The sequence below is a fragment of the Uliginosibacterium sp. 31-12 genome (genome assembly GCF_030548425.1).
GTDB classification, from domain to species: Bacteria; Pseudomonadota; Gammaproteobacteria; order Burkholderiales; family Rhodocyclaceae; genus Uliginosibacterium; species Uliginosibacterium aquaticum.
The window spans coordinates 22,439-34,392 of sequence record NZ_JAUOOA010000007.1; the positions used below are offsets into that span (position 1 = coordinate 22,439).

Below are 11,954 nucleotides of genomic sequence, written 5' to 3' on the forward strand. Positions count from 1 at the left end.
TTAAAGTTCGCTGTAGCCCGCGTCGTTAAGCCTGCGGAACACTGGACTCAGGGCTGCCGGAGGCTTCATGGCCGCAGATTTTCATGTAAAGAATGCTGTGCGATGGCGTGCTGGGCTGACGCTGCTGACTGGTGCCTGTTTGGGCTACGGGCTGGCGTTGCTTTTCCTTGGCACGGGCTGGCTGTGGCCTGTGCTGCTGATATTTGCGGCCGTGGTGGCTGGCTGGCTGGCGGTGTACGGCAGTGTGCGTGCCGCCGAATCGCACGAGGCGCAAATCGTAGCTAGAGGCACACCGGGGATGGCTGATTTTTGTAGCGGGCTGAACCGCACGGTTGGTGCGGAGCTTTTCGCTATCGATGAAGAAATAGCCCGCACCCAGGCCTTGTTGCGCGACTCAGTCGCCTTGCTGACTGGTGGCCTGCAAGCGATTGCCACGCAGTCTGGCGTGCAGCAAGGCATTGTGCGCGCAGTGCTGGACCGTGCGGAGAACACGGATGAAGCCAAGGGCGCGAATGTGCGTAACTTTGCTCAGGATGTTGGCAAGATGATGAGCGACTTTGTGGATCTGCTGGTTCAGGTGAGCGTGCAGAGCCTTACTACGGTGCGCAACATCGACGACATGGTCGAGCAGACCGAGGCCATCTTCGCGGCCGTGGATGAAGTGCAGGGCTTGGCTAAGAAGACTAATCTGTTAGCGCTGAACGCTAGCATCGAAGCGGCTCGTGCAGGTGAGGCCGGCAAGGGGTTCGGTGTGGTGGCCGACGAAGTGCGCAAGCTGGCGCAGATCTCCGAGACCATCAACGATCGCATCCGTGAGCGCGTGATCGGCGCCAAGGAGTCCATCGACCGGGTGCGCGAAACCGTTGCCGGCATGGCCTCGCGCGACATCAACGAGTGCATCGGTGCCAAGGCACAGGTGCAGGACTTGCTCAATAGCGTCGAGAAAATCAATCACGAATTTACCGATCACGCTGCTGATATGGGCGGTGTGGCTCAGCACATCGAGCAGGCGGTGGGGGATTCGATCCGCTCCCTGCAGTTCGAGGACATCGTCCGCCAGGCCCTCGATGACGCTCGCCTGAGGGGCGAATTGTTGCGCCAGCTGGCCAGCGAATTGCAGCAGGCGGCTGCACAGTCTGCAGACCCGGAGGAGCTGCTGGTACTGATGCAGCGTTTTCGCGAAACGCACGGTGAAAAGGTCGGGCGTGGCATCGTCAGCCAGACTTCGATGGATGCTGGCAGCGTGCAGCTTTTCTGATCACCTTTGCAGGGAGGCTCACGCACATGGGATTTACCTCTGGAGGCGGACTGGAAAACAGGCCTGTCACGCGCTTCATACCCGGCGTGTGTTCGTTCGCCTGCTGCCGCGCGCGGGAGATGCCGTTGTGTCGCTGCGAGGGCTGAGGTATGCCGGAGCTTGTGGCATCCGTGCGTAATACTGCGTTGGTCGTGGATGACGAGTCGACCGGGCGTTTGATCCTCAAGGCCAGGCTTGAACGCGAGCACTATCGGGTGGTGACGGCGGCAGATGGCAAGGAGGCGCTTGAGCAGTTCGCGCTTGAGGCTCCGGATATCGTATTTCTCGACGTAATCCTGCCGGACTTTTACGGCTACGAAGTGGCGCGTGCGATGAAGCGTAGCGCCGGTGAGCGTTTCGTGCCGATCATCTTTCTCACTGGTTTGTCTGAGGAGGAGGCGCTGGCTGAATGCGTGGCCGCCGGTGGCGATGACTTCCTCTCCAAACCCGTCAATTTCTCGATCCTGAAATCCAAGATAGCGGCCATAGAACGAATTCGGGATCTCTATGAGAGTGGGCGCCTGCAGCGTGCGGAACTAGCGGATCTGCATGCGCGCATGCAGTACGAGCAGCAAATAGCCGAACGTATCCTCAGTGGGGCTGTGATGGCGCGCAATGTGGCGAGTCCGCCAATCCAGAGCTGGCTGAAGTCTGCCAGTACTTTCAACGGAGATCTTTTCATCAGCGCGTATACGCCTGCTGGCGGACTCTCCGTGTTGATGGGGGATTTCACCGGCCATGGCCTAGCCGCCGCGCTGGGCGCGCTGCCCGCAGCGGAGACCTTTCGCACCATGACAGCCAAAGGCTTCTCGCTGAGTGAGGTGCTCGCCGAGATCAACTTGAGTTTGCATCGTCTGTTGCCTACAGGCATGTTTCTCGCTGCGGCAGCACTGCGTATCGAAGCGGATCTGCAGACGGCGATGGTATGGAACAGCGGCTTGCCGGATCTCTATCTGTGCCGCACCGATGGCTCGCGTCGCCAGATTGCCTCGCAGCATCCACCACTTGCAGCCCTTGCCGGATTCATTCCCGGCTGTGAGCCCGAGCTTCTGCTGCTGGCTTCCGGCGATGTCTTCCTGTTATGCAGCGATGGCGTAACCGAAGCCTGCAATGCCGCCGGTGAGCCGTTTGGTGAGGAACGTTTGGAAGGCGTTCTGGACGCTTGCTCGCCAAGCGAGGCATTCAACAGCGTGCGCGCCACGCTGACAGACTTTGTGGCCGGTACCGAGCAGCAGGACGACATCAGCTTGGTGGCTATCCCTTGCGAAAAGGCTCTGTTTGCCTGCGCACGGATTGATGATGATGGGCAGGCCGTATGCGAGTTGCCTGCTAACGCCTGGAACTGGAGTCTGCGCCTGGAAGGTGCCAACCTGGCAAGGATTGACCCAGTGCCGCTAGTGATGGGGCAGCTCACCGCCTTTGGGATCTCCGCACATCATCGCCAGCAACTCTACGTGGTGGTCACTGAGCTCTTCAACAACGCGCTGGAGCACGGCGTATTGAGTTTGAACGCATGCTTGAAGAATACCGCCGAGGGCTTTATGGATTACTACCTGCTGCGCCAGCAGAAACTCGATGAGCTGGTGGAAGGCTTTGTCGACGTGCGGCTGGACTACCGCAAGGAAGATGGGCGGGGGGTGATTAGGGTGTTGATCGAGGATTCCGGGCGGGGGTTTTGCCACGGGGTGTGCGCGCGCTGCGATGTACTGCAAACCCTGAACGAGGCCAATCAGGGCGCCGGAGGCTTGATGTCGCTCAGTCTGGAGCAGGCTGGACGGGGTCTGAAGCTGCTGCGGACCTTGTGTCGGAAGGTCCGCTATCTCGGGATTGGAAACCGTGCAGAGGCCGAGTACGAGCTCTGAGTGCGGGGTTTTCTGAGGCAGAAGTCTGCTATCCGCTGCCCTTTATGCCATTTCAAAAGAGCGCACTGCCACCGTTAAAGCCCTGACGAGCCGTAATACATGCTGCCAGGGAGATTTCGATGGGCAAGAAAATCCTGATCGTGGATGACTCTGTGTCGATCCGCCAGATGGTGAGCTTCACGCTCAAGAGCGCAGGCTTCGAGACGGAAGAGGCTGGTGATGGTCAGGCCGCACTGGAAAAAGCCAAAGTGAAGGGTTTTGATCTGGTGTTTACTGATCAGAACATGCCGGTCATGGATGGTCTGACGCTGATCCGCAGTCTGCGCGGCCTGCCCAGCTACAAGAGCACACCGATCCTGATGCTGACCACCGAGGCCGGCGACGACATGAAAAACAAGGGCCGTGAGGCGGGGGCTACGGGCTGGCTGGTGAAGCCGTTTGACCCGCAGAAGCTGCTTCAGGTCGTCTCCAAGGTGCTGGTCTGAGCGCTGCGGCGAGGCCCCGCCCATGTCCATCGATCTTGCCCAGTTTTTCCAGACCTTCTTCGAGGAGGCTACCGACCATCTGGCGGACATGGAGCGCCTGCTCCTGCACATGGACACGGCAGCCCCCACCGCGGATGAGCTCGACAGTGTTTTCCGCGCAGCCCATTCCATCAAGGGCGGCGCCGGCATTTTCGGCTTTACCCGCCTCTCCGGCCTGACCCACGTTCTTGAATCCCATCTGGATCTGATCCGCTCCGGCAAGGTAAGGATGACTGAGGCCATTGCTGACGAGTTGCTGCAGGCCGTGGACTACCTGCGCCTGCTGCTGCAGTGCTGCCGCGACAGTTGCGAGCCGGACGAGGCCGAATATCAGAGCATGCTGCAGCGTTTTGAGCAGCTCGGAACAGGAGCGTGTGCGACGGCCACTCCCCCTGCTACTGCGCTGGAGAGCGACGACGGCTCTTTCGGGCTGTTTGCTGCGCCGCTCACTGCGGCCGATGAGGGCTTCGGTTTCTTTGTCTCCCCGCCCGCCCCGGGGCTGGTAGAGGACGCCATTGACGGCTTCGGCCTGTTTGCCCCGCTAGACGCCGCTCCCGCTCCAACTGCTGTGGATGAAGGCTTTGGCTTCTTTGAACCCATGCCGGAAAAGCCGCTGACGGCGGTCGTAGCACCTGCCGAAGCGGTCAAGGCGGCCGCACCTGCGCGCGAGGCCGGCAAGCCGGCGCCTGATGCCGCTTCGATTCGGGTCAGTGTGGAGCGAGTCGATCAGCTCATCAATCTGGTTGGCGAGCTGGTCATCACCCAGGCCATGCTGGCCGAAACCGGCCAGCATGTTGACGGCCCGGTCGCTGAGCGTCTGCAGAATTCACTGAACCTGCTTGAGCGCAACACGCGCGATCTGCAGGAGGCCGTCATGTCGATTCGCATGCTACCGATCAGCTTCGTGTTCAACCGTTTTCCGCGCGTGGTGCGCGATCTTTCGCACAAGCTGGGTAAGGGGGTCGAACTCGTGATCCAGGGCGAAGGTACCGAACTTGATCGTGGTCTGATCGAGAAGCTCGTCGATCCGCTCACCCATCTGGTACGCAACAGCATTGATCACGGCATCGAGTCTCCCGAAAAGCGCCGCGCGGCCGGCAAGCCGGAGCGCGGCACGGTAGTGCTGCGCGCCTCGCAACAGGGGGGCAATATCGTGGTCGAGGTCAGCGATGATGGTGCTGGCCTCAACCGTGAGCGCATCCTCGCCAAGGCGCTGGAAAACGGTTTGCCGGTGAATGAGGCGATGGCCGATGCCGATGTCTGGCAGATGATTTTCGCCCCCGGCTTCTCCACCGCAGCTGAGGTCACGGACGTTTCCGGGCGTGGCGTCGGGATGGATGTGGTCAAGCGCAACATCGCCGATCTTGGGGGGCGCATCGAGATCAGCTCGGTGGCCGGCCAGGGCGCCAGCTTCATCATCCGCCTGCCCCTCACCCTGGCCATCCTCGATGGCATGTCGGTGGCGGTGGGGCAGGAGGTGTTCATCATCCCGCTCACTTACATCCTCGAATCCCTTCAGCCGGGGCCGGGCGATATTCGCCGCGTGGCCGGCAAGGGCGAGGTGGTGCATGTGCGTGGCGATTACCTGCCCCTGATCCCGCTTTTCGATGTGCTGGGGCTACGCGGTGTGCATGACCCCGCTACCCGCATCCTGCTGCTGGTGCAGGCCGGTGAGCACAAGGCCGCCCTGCAGGTGGACGATCTGCTGGGCCAGCACCAGGTGGTGATCAAGAGCCTCGAGTCGAATTACCGGCGCGTGCCGGGAGTTTCCGGAGCCACCGTGATGGGCGATGGGCGTGTGGCCCTGATCCTTGATGTGGCCGATATCGTCCACGCCAGCCATACGGCGCAGGCCGCCTGAAACGCAGCAAGGAGCCGGCATGAATGCACCTGTCAGTAGCGCCGTCGAATACCTCAGCTTCTCGCTGGGCACCGAGGAATACGCGGTCGACATCCTCAAGGTCCAGGAGATCCGGGGTTACGACGCCGTCACCTCGATCGTGAATGCGCCCCCCTTCATCAAGGGTGTAATCAATCTGCGCGGCACCATCGTGCCGGTGGTGGACATGCGCATCAAGTTCGAGCTTGGAGAACCCAGCTACAACGAGTTCACCGTGGTCATCGTGCTCAATCTTGCCGGTGGGCGGGTGGTGGGCATGGTGGTGGATGGCGTGTCCGAGGTGATGAATCTGCCCGCCGCCGATATCCGGCCGGTACCGCCAATGGCCGCCGTTGTGGCCACCGAATACCTCACTGGGCTGGCTTCGGTGGGCGAACGCATGATCATTCTGCTGGATATCGAAACGCTCATGGCCAGCCCCGAGATGGGCCTGGTCGAAGCGGCTGTTGCCTGACGCTATACCCGACCCCTTTCCCACGTATCTAGAGACAGACCCGAGGGCCGCACCATGAAAGTGAACCTGCCAGTCACCGATCACGAAGTCCAGTACGAGGATGACACGCTCATCGTTTCGAAAACGGACCTCAAAGGCCATATCACTTTTGTGAACCGGGATTTCATCAAAATCTCCGGCTTCACCGAAGAGGAGCTGATCGGCAAACCGCACAACATGGTGCGTCACCCGGACATGCCGCCGGCAGCCTTTGAAGACTTCTGGAAAACGCTCAAGGCTGGCAAGCCCTGGGTGGGGCTGGTCAAGAACCGTTGCAAGAATGGTGACTTCTATTGGGTCGAGGCCAATGCCACGCCGGTTTTTGAGAGCGGGCAAGTGGTGGGTTATCTCTCGGTGCGCGTCAAACCCTCGCGCCAGCGTGTGGAAGAGGCTGATGTGCTGTATCGCGCGATGCGCGAGGGGCGGGCCAGAAATGTGGCGATCCGCGAAGGCCGGGTCGTCAAGACCGGCCTGTGGCAGCGCTTGAATTTCGTGCGCAGTTTGCATGAAGGCGTGCAGTTGCGGACCAAGTTTGCCCTGATCGGCCTGCTGCTCTTCGTTCCGTTGCTGATGGCGCTTGGCTTGCTGGGCATGAATCTCAAGGAGGGGATTGATGTCATTCATCTTGAGCGGGCGGGCCTTGCGCTGCATGGTGAGTTGCGTCAGGTGCTGCCCGAGCTGCAGAAACACCGCGGCCTAAATGGCCTGGCGATTGCCGGCAATGCCGATGCCCGACGCCAACTGACCGCTGTGGAGACACGACTTGCGGCGCAGATCAACGCCCTTGATGAGCAGGTGCGAGAGCGGCCACAGTTGGGCGCCAGTGAAGCCTGGCCCGCCTTGCGCGCGGACTGGACGAGCTTGCTTGCGGATAGCAGCAAGTTGAGCGCTGAGCAGAGCTTTACGCGCCATACGGCACTGATCGAGAAATTGCTTGAGCTGATGAGCAAAGTTTCCAATGACTCCAATCTGGAGCTGGACTCGGATGCCACCACTTTCCATGTCATGAATGCAGCTGTACTCAATGCCATGGATGCGGCTGAGCATTTTGCGTTTGCGCGGGGGCAAGGGGCTCAGGCACTGGCACGCGGCGCGCTGGATTCGGATACCCGGAACATCTTGATCCGGCAGCTGAGCTCAGCCGAGCAGCATATCGAAGAGCTTGAGCATTCCATGGCCCAGGCTGTGCGTGATACGCCCTCACTCCATTCGGGTTTCGGGCAGCTGGTCGCCGCGATCAGTGAGAGTTCTACGCGCTTCTTGACGCTTTCCGAGCAGAAGCTGATCGGGCCCGCCAAACCAGAGATTAACGGACCGGATTTCTTTGCTGCGGGCACACAAGCCGTGGATGCTACGTTTGGTTTCTACGACAAGGCTACGGCGACGCTGGACGAATTGCTGGTGGCGCGCTCGGCGCGCCTGCAACGCGACGCCTTGAGGTTGATTGGCCTCACGCTCGGTATCTTTCTGGTGGGCGTAGTTATCGCCTTCTGGTTTGTACGCAACACTTGCAGCGCGCTTCAGCTCGCGATCGAACGTTTTCGTGAGATTTCTGGCGGCAACTTCAAAGGCCAGGTTCAGGCCGGCACCCAGGACGAGATCGGCCAGCTCATGCATGGACTCAAGTCCATGCAGACCAAGCTGGGTTTCGATCTGAATGACGCCCGCGAGCGTGCCGAGGAATCCCTGCGCCTGAAGATCGGCCTCGACAGTGTGGCGACCAATGTGATGATCGCCGACAACGATCGCAACATCATCTACATGAATCCTTCGGTGCAGACGATGATGCGTGCGGCACAGAATGACATTCGCAAAGATCTGCCACAGTTTGATGTTGACCATCTGCAGGGCAAGAGGATCGATGTGTTCCACAAGAACCCGGAGCACCAAGCGCGCCTCCTGGCTACCTTTACAAGTACTTACCAGGCCACGGCCAAGATTGGCGGGCGAACTTTCCTGCTCACTGCCAACCCGGTCATCAACGAGCGCGGTGAGCGTCTGGGCAGCGTGGTGGAATGGGTGGATCGCACGGTTGAAGTGGCGGTGGAGCAGGAGGTCAGCGACATCGTTTCTGCCGCCGCTGCCGGTGACTTCTCGCGGCGGATCGATGAGGGCAACAAGCAGGGCTTCTTCAAGGTGCTGGCGGAGGGGATCAACAAGGTTGTGGCCACTTCGGATGCCGGCCTCCGGGATATCGCTCGCGTGCTTGGTGCGCTGGCCAAAGGTGATCTCACCGAGAAGATCAGTGCCGACTATCAGGGGACTTTTGCGGACCTGAAGAACTACACCAACGAAACCGTGCGCAGCCTCGAGCAGATGCTGCGGCATATCCGCGAGGCCTCGGAAACCATCCATACCGCAGCTGGCGAGATCGCGAGCGGCAATACGGACCTCTCTTCCCGCACCGAAGAGCAGGCCGCCTCGCTGGAGGAAACCGCTTCGAGCATGGAGGAGCTCACCTCCACCGTGAAGCAGAATGCGCAGAACGCCCGCCAGGCCAACAAGCTGGCCGAGGGGGCATCCGAAGTCGCCAGCCGGGGGGGGGATGTAGTGGGCCGCGTGGTGACCACCATGGGCGAGATCAACGAGAGCGCGCGCAAGATCGTGGACATCATCGGTGTGATCGACGGCATCGCCTTCCAGACCAATATTCTTGCGCTCAACGCGGCGGTTGAAGCGGCACGGGCCGGCGAACAGGGGCGGGGGTTTGCCGTGGTGGCGGGCGAAGTGCGGAATCTGGCACAGCGTTCAGCCGCTGCCGCCAAGGAGATCAAGGGCCTGATCAGCAACTCGGTCGAGAAGGTGGAGGACGGCAACCGTCTGGTTGAGACCGCGGGCAAGACCATGGAAGAGGTCGTGACTTCGATCAAGCGCGTCACCGACATCATGAACGAGATCTCGGCGGCGTCCCTGGAGCAGAGCAACGGCATCGAGCAGGTCAGCACCGCTGTGATCCAGATGGATGAAACCACCCAGCAGAATGCGGCGCTCGTTGAGGAAGCGGCGGCCTCGGCCGAAGCCCTCTCTGGCCAGGCCGCCACCATGCTGGAGATCGTTCGGCGCTTCCGCCTGGATGATGTGGCGCTCGCGGCAGATGCTGCCGAAGCCGCCCCTGCCGCGGCCCGTCCGGCTCCGGCTTTGCCCAAGCCCAAGAAGCCGCTGCGCGTACCTGTGGCACGCAAGGCTGCGCCGGTTGCGGCCGGCAAACCGGTGACTGCTGAGGGTGACGACGACTGGAGCGAGTTCTGACTGAAGCGGTAGCGTGCCTGCTGTGGGCACGCTGCCAGCCCATGCAAACGGGAGGGCCGGCGTGCCGGCTGGCATGACGAGCGTGACGACAGCCGAAAACTCCGCAGACCTGCTCTTCAGCGAGCGCGAATTCACGTTCACCGAGCCGGATTTCCAGCGCGTCTGCGCGTTGATCTATGCGCGCGCCGGTATCTCACTGTCGGCCAGCAAACAGGATCTGGTCTACGGCCGCCTGGCGCGCCGCCTGCGTGCCCTGGGCATACGCTCCTTTGCCCACTATCTGGATCAGCTGGATGAGCCACAGGCACCGGAATGGGAGCATTTCACCAATGCGCTCACCACCAACCTCACCGCCTTCTTCCGCGAGAAACACCACTTCGAGATGCTCGCTGAGCACCTTCGCCAACATGCCGGGCACGGTCCACTGCGCGTGTGGAGTGCAGCTGCTTCCACGGGGGAAGAGGCCTACTCCATCGCCATCACCGTTGCGCAGAACCTGCACCGGGCGAGCGACGAGGTGAAGATCCTGGCTACTGACATTGATACCAGCGTGCTCGACAAGGGGCGTGCCGGCATCTACCCGGCCGAGCGCATCGACAGCCTGCCCGCCAAGCTGTGCGCGCACTATTTCCAGCGGGGCCAGGGGGCGCATGCAGGCCAGGTGAGGGCAGTGGAGCGTCTGCGCAGCATGATTGCCTTCAAACGCCTGAATCTGCTCGCCGAATCCTGGCCAATGCGTCACAAGTTTGATGTGGTGTTCCTGCGCAATGTGCTGATCTACTTCGACAAGTCGACCCAGGCCGCCCTGATCGAGCATCTTTCCCGGTACATCAAGCCTGGCGGCCTGCTCTTCATCGGTCACTCCGAGAGTCCGCATGTTGACCGACGGGTCTTTGAGTCGATCGGCCGCACGGCCTACCGTGTGCTCGAAGATGCTCGCTATGGCTGACTACGGTTCGGCGCCTAACCGTTATCACGATCGCCGCTTCAATATCGAAGCGATCAAGATCCTGCCCGGGGAGTATTACGTGACCGGCCGCCCGGTGGTCATCGTTACCGTGCTTGGGTCCTGTGTGTCGGTCTGTCTCTATGATCGCGTCGCTCATGTTGGCGGCATGAATCATTTCATGCTGCCTGACAGTCACGAGGGGGGCGTGCTCAGCGAGTCCGCTCGTTATGGCGCCTATGCCATGGAGATTCTTATCAACAATCTGATCAAGGCAGGCGCAGCGCGTAACCGCCTGGAAGCCAAGGTCTTTGGTGCGGGTCATGTTCTGGATGGTTTGACGCATACCGACGTGGGAGCCCGAAATGCCTCGTTTGCCATGCGTTATATTGAAAACGAAGGGATCCGCCTGCAGGCCAGCGACATTCTTGGCATCTATCCGCGCAAGGTATATTTCTTTCCGGCGGAGGGGCGGGTGCTGGTCAAGAAACTCAGGGCCCTGCATAACGACACGATTGCCCAGCGCGAGCTCGAATACGAAACCATGCTCGACAAGCTCAAGGTCGAGGGCAGCGTGGACCTGTTCTGAAGCGACGGAGATACGACAGCATGATCAAGGTACTCATCGTCGATGACTCTGCCCTGGTGCGGCAGATTCTGACGGCCATTCTCTCCCGCGAAGCCGATATCGTGGTGGTTGGCCAGGCCGCCGATCCATTGATCGCGCGCGACAGGATCAAGGAGCTGAACCCGGACGTGCTCACGCTGGATGTGGAAATGCCGCGCATGGATGGGCTGGAGTTCCTCGAAAAACTCATGCGTCTGCGCCCCATGCCGGTGGTGATGGTCTCCAGCCTGACCGAGCGCGGGGCCGACGTTACGCTGCGTGCGCTGGAATTGGGGGCGGTTGATTTCGTGACCAAGCCCAAACTCGGCGTGGCTGAAGGCCTCGAAGAGTATGCACAGGAAATTGTTGCCAAGATCCGCGCCGCGGCGCGTAGCCAGGTGCGCAAACGCTCGGCCGGGCCGCATGTGCCGCTGGTGGTGCCTTCCAGCATCAAGGGCGCCAGCGAGAAGCTGATCCTGCTTGGGGCTTCAACTGGGGGCACCGAGGCGATCAAGGATGTGCTCCTCGACATGCCACCCAGCTGCCCGCCGATCGTGATCGTGCAGCACATGCCGGCCGGTTTCACGGCCTCTTTTGCCAAACGCCTGGATGGTCTGTGCCGGATCACCGTGAAGGAAGCGCAGAGCGGTGAGCGCATCGTGCCCGGCCACGCCTACATCGCTCCCGGTGGGCGCCATCTGGTACTCAAGCGCAGCGGTGCGTTCTACCTCACCGAACTGAACGACGACGAACCGATGAGTCTGCACCGACCTTCGGTGGACAAGCTGTTCCATTCCGCTGTGCCTAATGTGGGCGCCAACGCGGTAGCGGTGCTGCTCACCGGCATGGGCAAGGATGGTGCCCAGGGCATGCTGGCTCTGAAGCAGAAGGGCGTCTATACGGTGGCGCAGGATGAAGCCAGCTGTGTGGTGTTTGGCATGCCGCGCGAAGCCATCCAGCTCGGCGCCGCTGATGCGGTGCTGGATCTAGGCAAGGTTGCTGAGCACGTGCTGGCGCGCTTTGGCGCGATGGCGCGCTGATGGGGTGTCGGGAAGGAGGCTTGAAAAGCAGAAAGC

The 11,954-nt window shown here is 61.0% G+C and carries 9 protein-coding genes; all 9 read left to right on the forward strand.

What is annotated here, in order from left to right; all coding sequences use genetic code 11:
• Positions 1–67: 67 nt before the first annotated feature.
• The 9 genes from Q3Y64_RS13665 (at position 68) to Q3Y64_RS13705 (ending at position 11,918) form a co-directional block, all read left to right on the forward strand.
• Entirely contained in the window at positions 68–1,258 is a 1,191-nt protein-coding gene (locus Q3Y64_RS13665; RefSeq protein ID WP_303562632.1) for a methyl-accepting chemotaxis protein, read from the forward strand.
• 170 nt (positions 1,259–1,428) lie between these two features.
• Positions 1,429–3,159, forward strand: coding sequence for a fused response regulator/phosphatase (locus tag Q3Y64_RS13670; RefSeq protein ID WP_303562634.1), 1,731 nt, complete (start codon positions 1,429–1,431; stop codon positions 3,157–3,159).
• A gap of 119 nt (positions 3,160–3,278) precedes the next feature.
• Positions 3,279–3,644 carry a response regulator gene (locus Q3Y64_RS13675; RefSeq protein ID WP_101944318.1) on the forward strand — a complete coding sequence of 122 codons (366 nt, stop codon included), beginning with the start codon at positions 3,279–3,281 and terminating at the stop codon, positions 3,642–3,644.
• 22 nt (positions 3,645–3,666) lie between these two features.
• Complete coding sequence (locus Q3Y64_RS13680) at positions 3,667–5,544, forward strand: chemotaxis protein CheA (protein ID WP_303562636.1); 1,878 nt, start codon at positions 3,667–3,669, stop codon at positions 5,542–5,544.
• A 19-nt stretch (positions 5,545–5,563) separates the two neighbouring features.
• On the forward strand, positions 5,564–6,037 hold the full coding sequence (locus Q3Y64_RS13685; protein WP_101944320.1) for a chemotaxis protein CheW: 474 nt from the start codon (positions 5,564–5,566) through the stop codon (positions 6,035–6,037).
• Between the two features lie 54 nt (positions 6,038–6,091).
• Positions 6,092–9,325 carry a methyl-accepting chemotaxis protein gene (locus tag Q3Y64_RS13690; protein WP_303562638.1) on the forward strand — a complete coding sequence of 1,078 codons (3,234 nt, stop codon included), beginning with the start codon at positions 6,092–6,094 and terminating at the stop codon, positions 9,323–9,325.
• 82 nt (positions 9,326–9,407) lie between these two features.
• Positions 9,408–10,274 (forward strand): protein-glutamate O-methyltransferase CheR, encoded by an 867-nt coding sequence (locus Q3Y64_RS13695; RefSeq protein WP_303562640.1) that lies wholly within the window; start codon positions 9,408–9,410, stop codon positions 10,272–10,274.
• Positions 10,267–10,860 (forward strand): chemoreceptor glutamine deamidase CheD, encoded by a 594-nt coding sequence (gene cheD, locus Q3Y64_RS13700; protein ID WP_101944377.1) that lies wholly within the window; start codon positions 10,267–10,269, stop codon positions 10,858–10,860. The genes Q3Y64_RS13695 and cheD overlap by 8 nt, the downstream gene beginning before the upstream one ends.
• Positions 10,861–10,880: 20 nt before the next feature.
• The gene (locus Q3Y64_RS13705) at positions 10,881–11,918 is read left to right on the forward strand and encodes a chemotaxis response regulator protein-glutamate methylesterase (protein ID WP_101944322.1); all 1,038 of its coding nucleotides are present in this window, start codon (positions 10,881–10,883) and stop codon (positions 11,916–11,918) included.
• Positions 11,919–11,954 lie beyond the last annotated feature (36 nt).

What these genes read in the sequence shown, in the direction of transcription:
- Q3Y64_RS13685 (WP_101944320.1), top strand. Translation starts at nt 5,564, where the DNA reads ATGAATGCACCTGTCAGTAGCGCCGTCGAATACCTCAGCTTCTCGCTG.
- Q3Y64_RS13665 (WP_303562632.1), top strand. Translation starts at nt 68, where the DNA reads ATGGCCGCAGATTTTCATGTAAAGAATGCTGTGCGATGGCGTGCTGGG.
- Q3Y64_RS13680 (WP_303562636.1), top strand. Translation starts at nt 3,667, where the DNA reads ATGTCCATCGATCTTGCCCAGTTTTTCCAGACCTTCTTCGAGGAGGCT.
- Q3Y64_RS13690 (WP_303562638.1), top strand. Translation starts at nt 6,092, where the DNA reads ATGAAAGTGAACCTGCCAGTCACCGATCACGAAGTCCAGTACGAGGAT.
- Q3Y64_RS13705 (WP_101944322.1), top strand. Translation starts at nt 10,881, where the DNA reads ATGATCAAGGTACTCATCGTCGATGACTCTGCCCTGGTGCGGCAGATT.
- cheD (WP_101944377.1), top strand. Translation starts at nt 10,267, where the DNA reads ATGGCTGACTACGGTTCGGCGCCTAACCGTTATCACGATCGCCGCTTC.
- Q3Y64_RS13675 (WP_101944318.1), top strand. Translation starts at nt 3,279, where the DNA reads ATGGGCAAGAAAATCCTGATCGTGGATGACTCTGTGTCGATCCGCCAG.